General features: G+C 52.9%; 15 protein-coding genes. 3 read left to right on the top strand and 12 right to left on the bottom strand.

Annotated features, from left to right (window positions below; translation table 11 throughout):
• Window positions 1-14 precede the first annotated feature (14 nt).
• From SH527x_RS18980 to SH527x_RS18960, 5 genes are all read right to left on the bottom strand, one after another.
• Window positions 15-572, bottom strand: coding sequence for a thioredoxin family protein (locus SH527x_RS18980; protein ID WP_437192263.1), 558 nt, complete (start codon window positions 570-572; stop codon window positions 15-17).
• Between the two features lie 170 nt (window positions 573-742).
• Entirely contained in the window at window positions 743-1939 is a 1197-nt protein-coding gene (locus SH527x_RS18975) for a DegT/DnrJ/EryC1/StrS family aminotransferase (protein ID WP_437192262.1), read from the bottom strand.
• A 362-nt stretch (window positions 1940-2301) separates the two neighbouring features.
• Window positions 2302-3033, bottom strand: coding sequence for a hypothetical protein (locus SH527x_RS18970; RefSeq protein WP_437192261.1), 732 nt, complete (start codon window positions 3031-3033; stop codon window positions 2302-2304).
• Window positions 3034-3202: 169 nt separating this feature from the next.
• Entirely contained in the window at window positions 3203-4021 is an 819-nt protein-coding gene (locus tag SH527x_RS18965; RefSeq protein ID WP_437192260.1) for a hypothetical protein, read from the bottom strand.
• Between the two features lie 411 nt (window positions 4022-4432).
• Window positions 4433-4894, bottom strand: coding sequence for a hypothetical protein (locus SH527x_RS18960; protein ID WP_437192259.1), 462 nt, complete (start codon window positions 4892-4894; stop codon window positions 4433-4435).
• Between SH527x_RS18960 and SH527x_RS18955 the strand changes: the two genes are divergently transcribed.
• Window positions 4893-5090 carry a hypothetical protein gene (locus tag SH527x_RS18955; protein ID WP_437192258.1) on the top strand — a complete coding sequence of 66 codons (198 nt, stop codon included), beginning with the start codon at window positions 4893-4895 and terminating at the stop codon, window positions 5088-5090. The genes SH527x_RS18960 and SH527x_RS18955 overlap by 2 nt on opposite strands.
• 350 nt (window positions 5091-5440) lie before the next feature.
• On the opposite strand, the gene SH527x_RS18950 is transcribed toward SH527x_RS18955, so the two are convergent.
• Together SH527x_RS18950 and SH527x_RS18945 are read right to left on the bottom strand one after the other, a co-directional pair.
• Complete coding sequence (locus SH527x_RS18950) at window positions 5441-6838, bottom strand: sigma-54-dependent transcriptional regulator (protein ID WP_437192257.1); 1398 nt, start codon at window positions 6836-6838, stop codon at window positions 5441-5443.
• A gap of 649 nt (window positions 6839-7487) precedes the next feature.
• Window positions 7488-8327, bottom strand: coding sequence for a thiazole synthase (locus SH527x_RS18945; RefSeq protein WP_437192256.1), 840 nt, complete (start codon window positions 8325-8327; stop codon window positions 7488-7490).
• 322 nt (window positions 8328-8649) lie between these two features.
• On the opposite strand from SH527x_RS18945, the gene SH527x_RS18940 reads away from it, so the two are divergent.
• Entirely contained in the window at window positions 8650-9525 is an 876-nt protein-coding gene (locus SH527x_RS18940) for a ThuA domain-containing protein (protein ID WP_437192255.1), read from the top strand.
• A gap of 322 nt (window positions 9526-9847) precedes the next feature.
• A complete protein-coding gene (coaD, locus tag SH527x_RS18935; RefSeq protein ID WP_437192254.1) occupies window positions 9848-10369 on the top strand; it encodes a pantetheine-phosphate adenylyltransferase in 522 nt (173 codons plus the stop codon).
• Between the two features lie 96 nt (window positions 10370-10465).
• Here coaD and SH527x_RS18930 read toward each other — a convergent pair whose 3' ends face one another.
• The 5 genes from SH527x_RS18930 to SH527x_RS18910 all read right to left on the bottom strand — a co-directional run bounded on the left by SH527x_RS18930 (window position 10466) and on the right by SH527x_RS18910 (window position 14927).
• Window positions 10466-11272, bottom strand: coding sequence for an enoyl-ACP reductase FabI (locus SH527x_RS18930; protein WP_437192253.1), 807 nt, complete (start codon window positions 11270-11272; stop codon window positions 10466-10468).
• A 76-nt stretch (window positions 11273-11348) separates the two neighbouring features.
• Window positions 11349-11726 (bottom strand): hypothetical protein, encoded by a 378-nt coding sequence (locus SH527x_RS18925; protein ID WP_437192252.1) that lies wholly within the window; start codon window positions 11724-11726, stop codon window positions 11349-11351.
• The gene (locus SH527x_RS18920; RefSeq protein ID WP_437192251.1) at window positions 11726-12976 is read right to left on the bottom strand and encodes a serine/threonine protein kinase; all 1251 of its coding nucleotides are present in this window, start codon (window positions 12974-12976) and stop codon (window positions 11726-11728) included. Before SH527x_RS18920 ends, SH527x_RS18925 begins: the two co-directional genes overlap by 1 nt.
• A gap of 377 nt (window positions 12977-13353) precedes the next feature.
• A complete protein-coding gene (locus SH527x_RS18915; RefSeq protein WP_437192250.1) occupies window positions 13354-14160 on the bottom strand; it encodes a hypothetical protein in 807 nt (268 codons plus the stop codon).
• Window positions 14157-14927, bottom strand: a complete 771-nt coding sequence (locus tag SH527x_RS18910) for a hypothetical protein (RefSeq protein ID WP_437192249.1) — start codon at window positions 14925-14927, stop codon at window positions 14157-14159. The genes SH527x_RS18915 and SH527x_RS18910 overlap by 4 nt, the downstream gene beginning before the upstream one ends.
• Window positions 14928-15002: the final 75 nt, after the last annotated feature.

The following is a 15002-nucleotide window of genomic DNA, read 5'->3' as shown; positions in this document are numbered from 1 at the left end:
TCATCAAGCCATGCTTAGTCCTGGTGCAGCTGTCGCAGTCGGCCGGAGGTACGCAGCATCCATTGGATGCGTTCAAATTCATTCAACCAGTCTTGAACCACAGCTGCGGTCAAGTCGTTATCCGCGCCGAGTCCGGTCGGACATGATGCCCCCGCCAGCGTCTGCACAACACTGCGATACCTGGACAACGTCCGATCACCATAACGACCGCAGAAGTGACCGTCTTCGCTCAAAAAGACGACGCAAGGAACTCGGGCGCCACCGCAGGTCGATAATGCCGCTGCCAACTCTGGCGAATCATCTCGATCCGCGAATCGCAAGTTGATCAGAGGATTGACGGCAGCAAACTTTTCGAAGATCGGACACTGATTCACGCAGTCGCCGCACCATGTGCCTGCGAGAACAAGGACTTTCATCTCGCGAGTAAATGACTTCAACAATTCCTGTTGATCAAGTGTCAGCGTGACTCCCTGTCCGAAGTCATTCCACCGGCGAACCTGTTCCGGTGTTCCATACTTGGCAAGAAAATCGTTGTAAGAAAACGCAACATCGAATGCAGCAGCGTAATTCATTTAATAATTCTCGGCAGAGCGTTTTCGGATTTGATGGATCTTCGAGCGGTCTCAGTAATTGGGTTTCTTCATTCGAAACGCATTCAGTGCATCACCGTATGATAGCCCGGACTGGCCTGAACCCGAAAGAATGATCGACCGGCTTCCTCAAGACAACCCTGTTCTGAATCTCATATGGATTCACTCCTGAAGCGGTCAGGCGGAATCGTGTTAATTTTCGTGGAGTGACGAGTGATCCGGTCAAGTGCTTGCTGAAAGATCGCAATCGCCGAGTCCCCTTCCATCAGGTAGGGATGATGCAGAACCACAATAGACTGATCCGCAAGATCTCCAGTGGAAAGATCCCCTGACGCTCGAAAGCGATTTCGGGCGTGGACCAGATGCAAACCTCGAAACCCCGGTGCGAATGGGATTCCTTCCGCTCGCATCGCCGCACAGAATGCCTCTCGGGTCAGGCCGGAAAAGGATTGAGGATCGTACCAGAATCCCAGTTTGAAATAGTCGAGCTCACAATCGGGAACGAGGTTCTGAAACGGCCTTAGTCCTGATTGCGACAAACTGACGGCTCGTATCCCCGCCGCTATCGACTCACGTTGCTGACGACGCTCAGGTAACCGTGCGATTTGCGGAAGCAGAACCGCAGCCTGCATCTCCGAGAGTGGATAGGCATCATTTCCACGCAGAGTATATCTCCGCACGCGATTGATAATGTCGTCACGTGATGTGATGACGGCGCCGCCTCGACCAGCAGTCAGCAGCTTCGACCCTCCGAAACTCAGGATGCCAACATCCCCCCACGTTCCGGCAGGTCGACCTGCGATCGTTGCCAGATTCATCTGAGACACATCTTCAATCACAGGTAACGAATGCCGTTCCGCAATCTCCATCAGACGCGGCATGTCCACTGCGGCCCCATGAAGATGTGAAACGAGGATCGCTTCCGTGGCGAGAGAGATCGCCGCTTCGAGATGATCGAGGTCAATCTGGCCTGACATCAGATCCAGCGGAACCAGCACCGGCTTTGCCCCCAGCATCGCAATATTGCTGAAGTTCGATTTGAAGTCATAGACGGACATGATGACTTCAGCGTCCTGACCGATCTGTAGCCCACGCAACGCCAGCTCGACAGCAGCGGTTCCACTGCTGGTCAGATGCACATGGGGAACCTGATGCTCACTTTGCAGTTGTTCGATCAACCGCGAACAGTGGGCCGCATGATACCGGCCCCAATCACCGGTACGACCTAATTCCGCGAGCACCTGCACAACGGTTTCGTCAGACACTGGCCAGTCAGGCAGCCCTTGTGTCCTTAACGGAACTCCACCCAGAATGGCAGGCAGCGACGTTGAGTCCTCATTCACGTTCATACCTGACCACCATTTCCGGCATCGACTCAACCCATTAACAACATGTGTCCGCGTCCATCGACGGTGACACTGATTCATCAACTCACTGATGCAGGCTGTGTCTATAAAACAAAAACAGGCAGATGGGAACTGTTCCCCATCCGCCTGCAATTCAGATCAATGATTTTTATCCAGACTGAGTCAATTGAAAACGACTTTGGAGAGTGTCCAGATCACGATGGACCTCTCCCGGTCAGGCGGGAATCAGCGTTTCGATCAGGTACGCTGCTGCCCCAGACACAAAGTCGTATTCACAAGTCTCAGGTTGCTCGATCACATGATCAACAAAGCTGAACAAGTGAACCTGGAGCGATGACAACACACTAGTTGATCGGAATCAATGATGGTGTACTGTCTGCCCGTTCCAGACCAGCACTTGGCTGAATCACACTTTCGATTGGAGTTTCCGTTGCTGGAACAGACTCCAATGGAACGGCTGGGCCATTTGCACCTGATGGCAGTGTCGCTGGAGTTGGCTGAATTGGAATCGCTGTTGGAGCGGTTCCCAGAATCTTCCCAGCAGGATGCCGACCGGTGTAGTACGATTCAGCAACTGTTGTGTGCCACTCACGTGGAATTGGCGGAACCGGAACCATCCCCTGGCGTGGTTGCCAGTATGGAACGTGCTGGTAGTAATATCCCAGCTGAGTCGTATCCGTCGGCATATAGACAGTTGGATACTGATAGTTAGTCGGTGCCGGCCCGCCTTGTGTTCCGGCCCAACCGTTTGGCCAGTTCTTATAATAAGAAACGCCCTGACGGTAGATCGGCCGTTTCACTGGAGGTGAGAACCACCGTCCATTTTGACCATGGCGACCACCCCAGCGACCATCTGGACAATCGGAGTATTCACCAGGCTGGCCGTAATAGGCGCCCGATTCTGGCACTGGCTGAATTGTCGCTGGAGCCGGTGTTCCAGAGGCAGCAGGGGACGAATCACTGATTCGGATGATCCCCTCCTGATTGATGGACTGAGCGAACGCCGGTGCTGCAGCCCAAGTGATCAGACCTCCAGCGAGCAGGCCTGTAAAGAGTTGAGTAGGACGTCGCAGCATGGCAGTCTTCCTGTATGATCTTACGCCAACAAAGAAGCAAGTAGTTCAATATAAAAATGATTGACCCGCGGCTGCTTCCTGCTGTTTGGCTCATCGCCAATTGAGAACGCCGCTCCACCGAATTCCGACCGGCACCCTGCTAGAGAATGCCGGTCGAATTGTGACCCGATTAGTAAGAAATCGGAGCCGTTGGAATCGGACTTGGAACCTGAGAAATCGGTGCCTGAGTCACTGGATGCAGAACCGGTGTCAGTCGGCTGGATGGAATCCCCCAACCGTAGTTGTAGGAATGGTTCACGACGGGAGCCAGTGGAACCGCTACCGGACCGCCGTATCCCTGTGCAGCGTAGACCTGACCATCTCGTTTGTCGAAATAGTTCGGGTCGACTGGATAGACCATGCTGTAGTGACCGGCAATTGGATTTTCGCCCAGTCGAGTCCGGCCGTATCCACCATTCCCGTGACGGCAGTGTGATCCAGGTGGGCAGTATTCCCCGTTGGCATTGTACCCGTCATGGATTCCAGTCTTCCCACGAACCCAGGCACCTTTATAGGCGAGATCGTTACGGAAGCAGCTGGCTAACTTCAAGAACAATGGAACATCATCATGTTGACCGTTGGAGTAGTAAGCACTCTTTCGGTTGGAACCACGATGCGAACGGTGTGACTCGTATACTACGGTCCCTTCCGGACAAGCCGCTGCTCCAGCGTTGGCACCAACATCACCCTGCACTGCACCGACCTCTTGCTGACAGTTCGTCAGTTCGACTTGTGGCAATGCTTCAATGGGATGCTGATTTCCAGCAGCGTCCGGGGACTGTGCACGAATCACAGTGCGCTGAGTATCGCTGATTCGCACGATCCCGGTATCACGTTTTTGTCCAAGGCGAACAACTGCCTCAGCATCATCTGCAAGCGCTGGGAACACCGGCAACATCATCCCGGTAAGCAGGCATTGCAGGCTCCATTTCCGAATTGAGGTCACCATATTGGTCATCCCTGTGGCTGATGGCAATCAGAGCGTTGTGCTCGAAGTTGTGTCTGCACGAGAAGTGGTTCTCATTTTCTGAGAAGTCACTTCAGCATGACGGGGCCCGCTAGACCGGTCCGGTCTATCATGTGTCCGCGTAGCGGAACTCTCGATAGATGAGATGCGGGCTCCCGTACAACGAAAGCCACGAAATCAATTCAAGATCCGCTCAAGAGCAGAAGCCCTTGCATGTATCGATATTGCGGTTGTCCTGACCGACGGGTATCCCCGGCTTGATCAAACGACCGCACATTCATTCAAATCCGTTTTCGCCTGCGTTGCCGTTCAACCAGAGGAGACATACTCATCCTGAATACAGGTGGAGTGTCTTGCAGATCGCAGTGCCTGCTCCTCTCGGTGCTCTTCGAATTAGCGAAGAACTGGAGGTCGGTAACCTCCGAAGAACGGATAGTTCGCACGGTATTTCACGGTCACTTCAGTTCCCTGAAGCTTCCAGTCTTCATGCTGACGGACGCCGAATGGTGTCCAGATCCAGCTCCCTTTCACCTTGTGGTAAAACGGTGGATACATCGCATGATAAGTGTGTGGATAAAGCATTTCGTGTGGAGCGAATGCCTGATTGGTAATCACAGCTCCACCAGTATATGACGGAGTGTATTGCACCGGGCTTGGATACAACGGTGCATGCAATTGTGGATACTGAGAACCCGGTGCGTAGTTCGCTGGGCCAGCTGGAGGACTATAGACCTCGCCGTGGGCCTGTTGCACATACTGCGACTGCGGTGGCAAGCCGTTCGCTTGCACCAAGGCCACACTATTGAGCGAAACCGCAACGATCGCGGTCAAGACCTTGGTAGAAATCGAAGACATGTTCTTTCCCCCAGCTTCCTCTGAGTCCGAACCAGGCGACTGGCCCTGTGGAATTCGTCTGCTCATAGCAACCAGCCTCCTTGACCGGTACCGAACTCCACTTATCCATGTGATTCGGCTGCTTGAAGAGCACGCATTGAGCGATTTCAACACCGTTCCTGAGTGGTGGCAGATCCTGCCGGTCGCCCCCCAGTAGACTTTCACAAATCGCTTCAACCGGAACCACTTAACACCTGTGGAAGCCTGCGATTTCACTCCGGACAGCAGGAAGACCCCCGGAATTCCAACACGTGCTTGATCAGTCGGTGCGAGTGGGATCAAGACGCGGATCTGTCTTTGAAAGATGAAGCTGTAATGGCAGCCAGTACGAGTATTCAACGCAAAAGGCCCCCGTATTCAAACTGAACACGAGGGTCTTTTGAGATCAATCGACAAGGAGTCATCAAGTGTGTCGTAACGGGATTCGTCTGACTTGAAGCGAGACAGATCCCGATCTGGCAGAGTCCCTCTGAAGCAGCTCGCGGCCGCATGAGGGACCGAACCGGTCTAGTACATCTGGACCTGTTTCTCGTAGGAGATGTCGTACTTTTTCATTTTCTTGTAAAGCGTTGTCCGGTTGATCCCGAGGACGCGAGCGGTCTCCTGGCGATTCCAACCATGCTGCTCCAACGCGTCGATGATGATCTGGCGTTCCGGGTCAGCCAATGCGGACTTGAGCCCCGCCCGACCAGTCAGTCGCGGGAAGTTGAAGGCAATGTCATGCTCATCGCGACGCAGATGTTCAGGCAGGTCGAGAATCGTGACAACATCAGACTTGGTCAGAACAATCGCACGTTCGACGATGTTGACCAGTTCGCGGACGTTCCCCGGCCAGTTGTAACGCTGGAGTGCATTCATCGCGAGATCGTCAAATCCACGAATCCGTTTTCCGGTCTGTTTGTTGAACTCTTCAATATAGTGCTCAACCAGCAACGGAATGTCGCCGAGACGCTCCCGCAATGGAGGCTGCGTTACAGAGATCACGTTGATTCGGTAATAGAGATCCTGTCGGAAGTCGCCGGAACGAACTCGGGCTTCCAGATCTTCGTTCGTTGCAAGAATCAGACGAACATCCACCTTGTGAGTGGTGTTTCCGCCGACTGGTTCGAATTCACGGTCCTGCAGAACTCGCAACAGCTTCACCTGCAGACTCTGTGAAGCGGTGCCGATCTCGTCGAGAAAGATTGTTCCGCCGTTCGCCTGGAGGAACTTCCCAGGCTTATCCATTGTTGCCCCGGTAAACGACCCTTTCACGTGTCCAAACAGTTCGCTTTCCAGCAGACTGTCCGGCAAGGCTCCGCAGGCAACTTCGACAAATGGCTGATCACGGCGGGCACTCAGTTGATGGATCGCCCGAGCGGTAATCGTCTTGCCTGTCCCGTTCTCTCCCAGGATCAACACGGTTGTGCGTGTATCGGCGACGCTTTCCAAAAGGTCGAACATCTTCGACATCTTGTAGTCGCGACCAATAATGTTTGAGAGACCAAACTTATCGTCGAGCTGCTTTCGCAGGGAATTGTTCTCTTCCACAATGCGACGCTGCCCCAAGGCGCGTTGAATCGAGAAATTCAATTCGTCATCGATGACAGGTTTCGTCAGATAGTCGAATGCTCCGAGCCGAATAGCTTCGACAGCACTTTCAATCGTGCCGTATCCGGTGAGCATAATGACTGCTGTAGACGGAGAGTTTGCAACCGCCCATTCGAGGAGTTGAAACCCGTCCTGATCAGGCAGATTCACATCGCTGATCACAACGTGAAAATTGAACTCTTTCATGCGGTCAATGGCGTCGCGGCAGGTCATTGCCGTTTCGGTCCGGTGACCAAGACTGCGAAGATAATCGGCCATAGCTTCGCAGATATGACGATCGTCATCGACCACGAGCAAAGATGCCTGATTCATCATGATGATTCCTTGTCCGAGCGCATTCTGGCTCAGAGATATTGGCGACCGACAACGCGGGAACAATGCTTTCAACGCCATCGTTGAAAACAACATTCAGTACGCAGTGATGTTGAAATTTCGTCGCGCCGCCACCGCACTCGTCCAGTAACGAGTGATGACAGGCACGTTGTGCAACAGTTCCAGCGAACGGATCACAGGAATCCGCGCAGGTCAAAACAAATGGCGTCGGCTTCATGCACGAACTGCCGTGACGCCGCCAATCGGTAAGGACTTGCGGCGAATCGTTTCGACTCTGCTCCGTCGACAATCAGGATCCTCATCCAGAGGGAACCTGTGCTCAGCCGTCGCCATAATCCGTATGGAAACAAGACGTTACAGACAGCTTCCAGCTGCATGACACGTTGGTGAACTCCTGTCGGGAACGTTGTTGCGTTGAGGGTACGAAACCCTACGTCACGGATGCCCGATGGCAACAGGAATTGTGATGAAATGATGTTTCAGGGAAACAAATCCGATATTCCGGCCTGAATCCACCTGAAATTGCAACAAAAAAGGAACCCCACCGAAGTGAGGTTCCTGAAAGCGAACAGATTGATGCCACGACGTTGCCACGCGATAACGCAGCGCAGGCATGAGAGACCGAACCGGTCTAATGACCAATGATTCCGGTTTCTGGACTGGAGGCAGTAGCGTAAAGGCGTTTCGGAATTCGGCCTGCACGAAAAGCTGCTCGCCCGGCACGACAGGCGTCGCGCATAGCCTGAGCCATCAGATAAGGATGCTTCGCGCTGGCGATTCCAGTGTTGAGCAGAACCCCGTCGCAACCGAGTTCCATCGCGACAGCCACATCGCTGGCAGTTCCGACCCCGGCATCAATGATGACAGGATAATCCGGGTCCCCGTCCTTTAAATACTCCATACAGATTCGCAGGTTATTGGGATTCAGAATCCCTTGTCCGCTGCCAATCGGACTTCCCGCTGGCATCACAGACGTTGCTCCGGCATCTTTCAGACGACGAGCGGTGATTGGATCGTCTGTTGTGTAACACAGAACCTGAAACCCGTCCGCAACCAGTTGATGGGTCGCTTCCAATGTTGCCACAGGATCCGGGAGCAGGGTTTTCTTGTCGCCCAGCACTTCCAATTTGACCCAATCGGCACCTGGGTTCTCCAGACCACTGAGAATTTCTCGGCCCAGACGTGCAACGCGAACCGCATCTTCTGCGTTAAAGCAGCCAGCGGTGTTTGGCAGAATCGTATAACGGTTGAGATCGATGTAATCGAGGATGTTTCGGCCTTCGGCATCAATCAGGCGTTCCCGACGCACCGCAACGGTGATAACTTCTGACCCGCTGACATCCAGACAGTCTCGCATCAGATCAAATGTCTCATATTTCCCGGTTCCGATGATCAATCGGGAACTGAGCGTATGGGTCCCCAGTTTCAGGGGCTGATCGGGAGGAAGAGAGTCGCTGGAAGTGGATGTCATGGCAATATCCGGAAGGAATCGACCGAACCCCCACTGTCTGGGGCCGGCTTTTTCTATTCATTGATGCACAATACGGTCTGAAATCCAACTCAGAACCGGTCAGGCTGAAACGTCGCTGAATGTCGCAAAGAACGTTGCTTGAAACAGGAGGACGTTTCCCTAGTGTAGCCGCACTGACAGACATGGAAAACGCACCTGACAGGAAGTTGCAAAACCGTTTGGCGACGGACACTGCAGCTCTTATAATGTCCTCTTGATGCGTGTTCCGGCCACTAACGACTGTTAGTTTGGCACATACGACGTTTTACCCCCCGAGGCACCTATGCTTTCTCGAAGGATTGTTCTGGCATTGCTGGCATGTTTGATCCTGCCACAGCTTTCTGCAAATGCCGCAGACAAAAAAACCCGGATTCTGTTCGTCACACAGAGCAAAGGGTTTGTTCACAGTTCTGTGAAACGGTCCGATTCCTTGTCTGTTGCCGAAATTGCACTGACTCAATTGGGGGAAACGAGCAAAGAGTTCGAAGTTGACTGCACACAGGACTGTGAAGCAGACTTCACCAAAGAGAATCTGCAGCGTTACGACATCGTCGCGTTCTACACCACTGGTGACCTGCCGATTTCACCGGCCAATCGCGACTACTTCTTCAAAGAATGGCTGACCCAAAAGGGTCACGGAGTCCTTGGGTTCCACTCAGCAATGGACACATTGAAAGACTACGAACCGTACTGGGACATGATCGGAGGAACCTTCCTCAGCCACCCTTGGAATTCAGGCACTCAGGTGACTCTGACCAATCATGATCCAGAAAATCCACTGACGAAGTCTTTCGGAAAAGAGTTCACTCTGAAAGAAGAAATCTACATGTACAATCACTGGCAGCCAAAGAAATGCCATGTGCTGATGAGCCTGGATTATTCAAAGAGCCCGGTGAAAAACGCAATTCCGCTGAAGAACGGTTACCACGTTCCTGTCTGCTGGATCAAGAACTACGGAGAAGGTCGCGTCTATTGCAACAACCTGGGGCACAACGAAACGACCTGGTCAAACAAGGCGTACCACGACTCAATCGTTGCCGCAGTCAAATGGATTCGCGGTGACTTCGACGTCAACGCGACTCCAAACCCGGAGTTGTCAGCAGAGCAGGAAGCCAAGGCCAAACGCGATTTCGAAGCTGGCAATTTTGTTGCTCAGTAGTTTTGCGACTTGGTAATTAAGTCTTGCTGACCTTGACTCAAATGATTGCGACAGGCATGAACCGCAGTGTTTCCTCGTGAGACACTGCGGTCCGTCTTTCAGGCACAGGTAAGCTGGATTTCATCAGGGAAAAAGATTGTAATGCGGCCACGTCAGAAGCGAGACCAGTCCGGTCTCTCATGTCGCCGCGCAGCAGACTTTTCGATTGAGTAAAGTCTGAACTCCGCATGTCGGAAACGCCACACGATTTCGAGAATTGCTCTCAACCGGTTCTCAAACGTGTCGAAGTTTTGTTGTTTGAGTATGGAATGGATGGCCGACTTTGAGTACCAGAAATCCCCGAGTTGCGGTCTACGCCGGAAGTTTTGACCCGTTAACCTGGGGCCACGATGACATTGCTCGTCGCGGAGCGATGCTGTTTGACGAATTGATTGTCGGGATCGGGGTCAACCCGGACAAAAAACCGCTATTCAACGCCGAAGAGCGTGTAGAAATGGCGCGAGAGATCTTCGCCGATGTCCCCAACATTCGAGTCGAAAGCTTCACCGGTTTGACGGTCGACTTTGCGCACTCGGTCAACGCGTCAGTCATGATCCGCGGAGTGCGAACGGTTTCTGACATTGAATCAGAATTCACGATGGCACTGGCCAACCGCATGATGGCGGCAGAATTGGAAACCGTCTTCCTGATGGCGTCCGAACAGTTCTCTCACATCTCCAGTACGCTCATCAAACAGATTGCAATGATGGGTCGCGACACCACTTTGCAACAGCTCTTGAAGTTCGTGCCGAAGCAGGTTGTCACACCGCTCCTGGAGAAAGTGACTCGCGTCCCCAGTAAATAGTACGCGAGTCATTCCGATCTCAGACAAAAACGAAGGCGGGTCCCTAACCGGTTCCCGCCTTTTTCATTCCTGTCAGCGCAGTCAATGGCAAGTCTCTTATGATTGGCTGATCGCCTGAGAGACGAGTCGCTTGTCGAAGTAGTTCACTTCCATTCCGGCATCGAGCACCAGACGTTGTGCATTGATCCCTGAAGAGCGTGGGCTCAACAGAAACGCCGCCGCATTAGCGACTTCCTCTGTCTTCAGCGCTTCTTTTCGAAGAGTCGCCTGCTCTGCAAAAAGATAGGAATCCACATACCCCGGGATTCCTGCTGACGCCGAGGTTTTCAGGAGACCGGGACAGACTGCATTAAAGCGGACCTTGGAAAACTCGCTGAATGATTTCGCCAGAAAGCAGACGGATGAATCCAACGCTGCTTTGACAGGCGCCATGTAGCCATAGTTCTCAGCAGCCATTCTGGTTGTTGAGATCGAGATGGTGATCACGCTCCCGTTCTCAGGGTCCAGCATATCCTTGAATGCATTGGAGACGGCGAGCAGCGAAAAGCAGGAGATATCAATCGCCTGCAGAAACGCACTGCGCGGAGTTTCATGAAATGACTGCCAGCCTGCGGAGTAATCAGCAAACGCGATTGAATGCACGATCCCGTGAATTTGCTTTCGGTCTTTCCCAACCGCTTCCCGGAGCGCATCGATCTGATCCTGATGCTCGACGTCACAGACATAGACCGGGGCATCACCAACCAGCTTGCGAACACTTTCCTGACGCGCTGGACTGCGCACCGAGTACAGAACATCGGCACCAGCTTCAGTCAGCACTTTGGCAATCTGCCAGGCAACACTTTTCTTGTTCGCGACGCCCAACAGGAGAATCGTCTTCCCCTTCAGCTGTAAAAAATCCATTTCCCACTCGTTCCTTGCAACGCCTTCAGCGATCCCATCACCCAGTATGAGATCAACTCAATCTATTAACGATGAATCAAAACGTCTTCCGCTTACCTGTAAATAAGCCTTCAACCAACCAACCTAAGCAGCATCCCAGGAAACTGGGAATCAGCCCGAAAACTCCGACTGAAATCCACGCAGGCAGAATAATAGCAGTCCGGGGATGATAGAAACACGTGATGTAAATAACTTGTCCGAGATACACAGCAAACGCCGCCACCGGCCAACTCTTTGGGCGAATCAGCATCGAAAGACATACCGACACTGCGACTGCAATCAAATAAAAGGGAACGTTCGCATCCCAAGGTTCAGGCGTCCCCAGCAACGGTTCAGAAAGAGCCCAGATCAGTGCCCCCAGCATGGCTCCTACACAAAACTGGCCGATGACCCTCACTTGCTCGCGAGTGGACATTACTTGGAGCCTCCTGAGAAAAGACGCGACCACCAACTCGAACCGGTCTCTCCGACTTGATCCCCGTTGATAAATCGCAGCAAATCTGCATAAAGCTGGTCTGCGTTCTGGTAGCGTTCTTCAACGGATTTCTTCAGGGACTTCTGAATGATGTATTCCAACGATGCTGGAATATCAGGATTGATCTGCCGTGGTGGACGCGGCTGACCTCGTTCAATTTCCCGAACAAGGTCCTGTCGAGTTTTGGACAGAAATGCAGGTTGCAACGTACAGAGCTCATAGAGTGTCGCTCCAAATGAATAGAGGTCACTCCGATTGTCCCCTTCCCGACGAAACTGCTCCGGTGGCATATATCGCAGGGTTCCAGACACTCCCCCTGTTGTATCTGAAAGGACGGTCTCATTCCCTACCGCCAGACCAAAGTCGGTAATCCACACCTTCCCCTGACGATCAAACAGCAGGTTACCCGGCTTAATATCACGATGAAGCGTTCCCTGCTTATGCGCGTACCGCAGAGCAGCAACAACCTGCGTGGCGATCTTCGCGATCTGCTGCCAGGAGTCATGCCGCAGCATTCGCTTACTTGCCTTGGAATTGTTGTTTCCTAAGGTCGCTGGATGGAACTCATCGATCAGGTCATCAACCATCACGACTCCATGATCACGTTTCCATCTGTCGATCAGTTTATCCAGCCCGACTCCTTCAATGAGCTGCATCACATAGAAGAAGCGACTGTCCTGCTCACCGAAACTATAGACCGGCACAATCTGGGCATGCTGCAACTGAGCTGCAATTCTGGCTTCTCGAACGAACTGATCGGCCCAGGTTGAGTTCTTCGGGAACTGCCACGGGAGTAACTTCACCGCAACTCGTCGACTCAGCGATGACTGCTCTGCCTCGAAGACGACCCCCATTCCTCCTCGTGCAATCTCTCGAACAATACGAAACTCTCCGAGATGCTTCAGCTCAAACTGGTCAGGCAATGACTGGTGAACGGCTTTGAATTCACGTTGCACCTTCCAGTCTTCCATCGCTCCGACGAAGGGGAGAAAATCTCGTAACTCTGCTGCGAGCTTCGAAGGATAGGATTTGAGAAAGTCGTCCAGACTGATCTTGTTGCCGCCGCGGATGTTGTCCAGATACTTCGATGCAATTTCTTCCATCGCATCTCGCCCTGAGGAGCCAGACCGGAGTGGAAGCCCTTGAACGTCTGCATCAGCAGAATCGTCAGGTTGAAGAGATTCAGGCATCAGTCACAATTTCATAATCCACACCAGAACCGCTGCTCGACAGACAGCTCTGATGCATCGGACGTAGATTCACCTACTGAGGCCATCCTCTGCCACAAGCCCAAGAAAGCAATTCAAACCCGCACGAAAGAAAGACAAACTCAATCCGTTGACGTGACGAACTATTGGATGCGATCGGCCCAGACCCAAGCCTACCCCACGTCGTCAGCCATCAGAGCACATATCGAAACGGTCAATAGACAGCCGCGTGCTCTCATGTCACTCAATAATTGGAAATCCATCATCCCAGAAACCTCCCCCATGGTCCATTCAGACTTGAGCATTCTGAGAGAGATCAGGATTTTCGACATTCGACTCGAACAAATCGCAAACTGTATTTAGTGGCGTTCCACTTCTTCGACAACGGTTCCGGCAGGGATTCCATAAGGACTTGCCAACACTCCGTCGACAAGTTCCTTCGCAACATTGCGATAGAATGCGATTGGGCTGAGTCGGCCGAGTTCCTTGTCTTCCACCTCATGCAGCGGTGGTGGATGGTTCAACAGAATGCGATTTAAAGGATTCGGCCCTTGAGGCTCATCGTCTTTCGGGGCGTTCCATGTCTGATGTTTTCGAGAGATCAGGCTGCCATCCGCGACATTGCGTCGCTCGACAATCGCACTCAAACGCATGGGCCGGTAAGGCTGGACTTCAACGACATCAATAACCAACACCTCTTCAAACGACGGATTTGGATCAAACCGATCCGGGTGCGTTTGCAGAGACATCACCGCTCCCTCGGTTCCCTCTCCATCGAACTGATAAAGAACATGCGGAGGAATCGGAATCGCGTTGCAATTCGGCCTGCTGTTGAAAGCGGCAAGCACTTCAACCAAGAAAGGATTCGGGCTGCCAGTCACACCAAAGTTTAGAGGAGCACTCATCTCCATCGAACCACCAGACTGCATTCCCGGCCCACGGCCTCGGTCACCGTTTCGAGAGGCAACAAAGAAGCGTCTGGGAATCTCCGTCCCGTTGAACTTCTCATGACTGCATGATTCCCCAGCAGTCTGTGTGGTGGATTTCTTTCTTCGCCAGATTTGCTGACACCCGGAAGTCAGTACAGCGATTGTTGCCAAACCACCTGCCAGTGACTTCAGGACATGGCGTCGAGAAGGGGAGAACTTATGCGAGAAGTCGCTCATTGTGTCACTCCCGACGGCGAGGCTTCAGCCGGAATCGCACCTACCTGAGTCGCTCCCGTTTGGGTCGACCGTTGTTTCTGAAGCAGCCCGTTTAGAGCAGATGTCAATTCGTCCAGTGACTTCAGATCTGACTGCTGCTGTCGAAGCATATCCCCTTCAAGGCGACGAGTTTCTCCCTGCCATCGTGAGAGCTCCTGATTGAGTTTCACGATATGCGCCTGCGATGTCGCCAGTGTCTCATTCATCTGTCCCAATGTCGTTCGGGTGGCAGTCAGCTCCTGTTCAAGTGACTCCAACCGCTGCTGCATTGAAGCCGTCTGAGCTTCCAATGTCTTCTTCCATTCGGCGTCAACTGGAAGGCACGATGCAGGTTGCCAATCAGAACTCGCAGTCCCCTGCTTTTGTTGCACGCTCGGCTTTTCCTCAGGGAAAGCCGGAGCCTGTGTAATCGGAGGGCTGAATGACCCAGGGGACGGAGCGATTGCCGTCGGCGCTGCTACAGATTCAGCGACAACGGGAGGTGGTAAATGCACCGGTGTTCCCATTGGAACGCGGGTGCTGTCTTCAGGCGTTTCTGCTAAAGCAGGCGGAACAACAGGCTTGTGAGCCGATTCTTCCACCGCTGTCCTTTTTGTTGCTGCCGTTCGGGCCCCTGCCGGTTGGAACAGACGCGTATGTTGACAGCCGGTACTTGCAAGCAGAGTCAATACAAGGAGTGACTTTGCAAGCGAACCGGGCGACAGGAGTGATAACATTTGATTCAACATAACATCACCAACGAAAGCCGTTGAACAGTTCCGTCTCACGTTCCTTCAGACAATCGAGCCAGTGTTGCGTCTCGC

It is taken from the genome of Planctomicrobium limosum (genome assembly GCF_051465645.1).
In the GTDB taxonomy this organism is placed as follows: Bacteria; Planctomycetota; Planctomycetia; order Planctomycetales; family Planctomycetaceae; genus Planctomicrobium.
This window is presented reverse-complemented; position numbering and strand designations above follow the sequence as displayed.

What these genes read in the sequence shown, in the direction of transcription:
- SH527x_RS18980 (WP_437192263.1), bottom strand. Translation starts at nt 572, where the DNA reads ATGAATTACGCTGCTGCATTCGATGTTGCGTTTTCTTACAACGATTTT.
- SH527x_RS18975 (WP_437192262.1), bottom strand. Translation starts at nt 1,939, where the DNA reads ATGAACGTGAATGAGGACTCAACGTCGCTGCCTGCCATTCTGGGTGGA.
- SH527x_RS18970 (WP_437192261.1), bottom strand. Translation starts at nt 3,033, where the DNA reads ATGCTGCGACGTCCTACTCAACTCTTTACAGGCCTGCTCGCTGGAGGT.
- SH527x_RS18965 (WP_437192260.1), bottom strand. Translation starts at nt 4,021, where the DNA reads ATGGTGACCTCAATTCGGAAATGGAGCCTGCAATGCCTGCTTACCGGG.
- SH527x_RS18955 (WP_437192258.1), top strand. Translation starts at nt 4,893, where the DNA reads ATGTTCTTTCCCCCAGCTTCCTCTGAGTCCGAACCAGGCGACTGGCCC.
- SH527x_RS18960 (WP_437192259.1), bottom strand. Translation starts at nt 4,894, where the DNA reads ATGTCTTCGATTTCTACCAAGGTCTTGACCGCGATCGTTGCGGTTTCG.
- SH527x_RS18950 (WP_437192257.1), bottom strand. Translation starts at nt 6,838, where the DNA reads ATGATGAATCAGGCATCTTTGCTCGTGGTCGATGACGATCGTCATATC.
- SH527x_RS18945 (WP_437192256.1), bottom strand. Translation starts at nt 8,327, where the DNA reads ATGACATCCACTTCCAGCGACTCTCTTCCTCCCGATCAGCCCCTGAAA.
- SH527x_RS18940 (WP_437192255.1), top strand. Translation starts at nt 8,650, where the DNA reads ATGCTTTCTCGAAGGATTGTTCTGGCATTGCTGGCATGTTTGATCCTG.
- SH527x_RS18930 (WP_437192253.1), bottom strand. Translation starts at nt 11,272, where the DNA reads ATGGATTTTTTACAGCTGAAGGGGAAGACGATTCTCCTGTTGGGCGTC.
- SH527x_RS18925 (WP_437192252.1), bottom strand. Translation starts at nt 11,726, where the DNA reads ATGTCCACTCGCGAGCAAGTGAGGGTCATCGGCCAGTTTTGTGTAGGA.
- SH527x_RS18920 (WP_437192251.1), bottom strand. Translation starts at nt 12,976, where the DNA reads ATGCCTGAATCTCTTCAACCTGACGATTCTGCTGATGCAGACGTTCAA.
- SH527x_RS18915 (WP_437192250.1), bottom strand. Translation starts at nt 14,160, where the DNA reads ATGAGCGACTTCTCGCATAAGTTCTCCCCTTCTCGACGCCATGTCCTG.
- SH527x_RS18910 (WP_437192249.1), bottom strand. Translation starts at nt 14,927, where the DNA reads ATGTTGAATCAAATGTTATCACTCCTGTCGCCCGGTTCGCTTGCAAAG.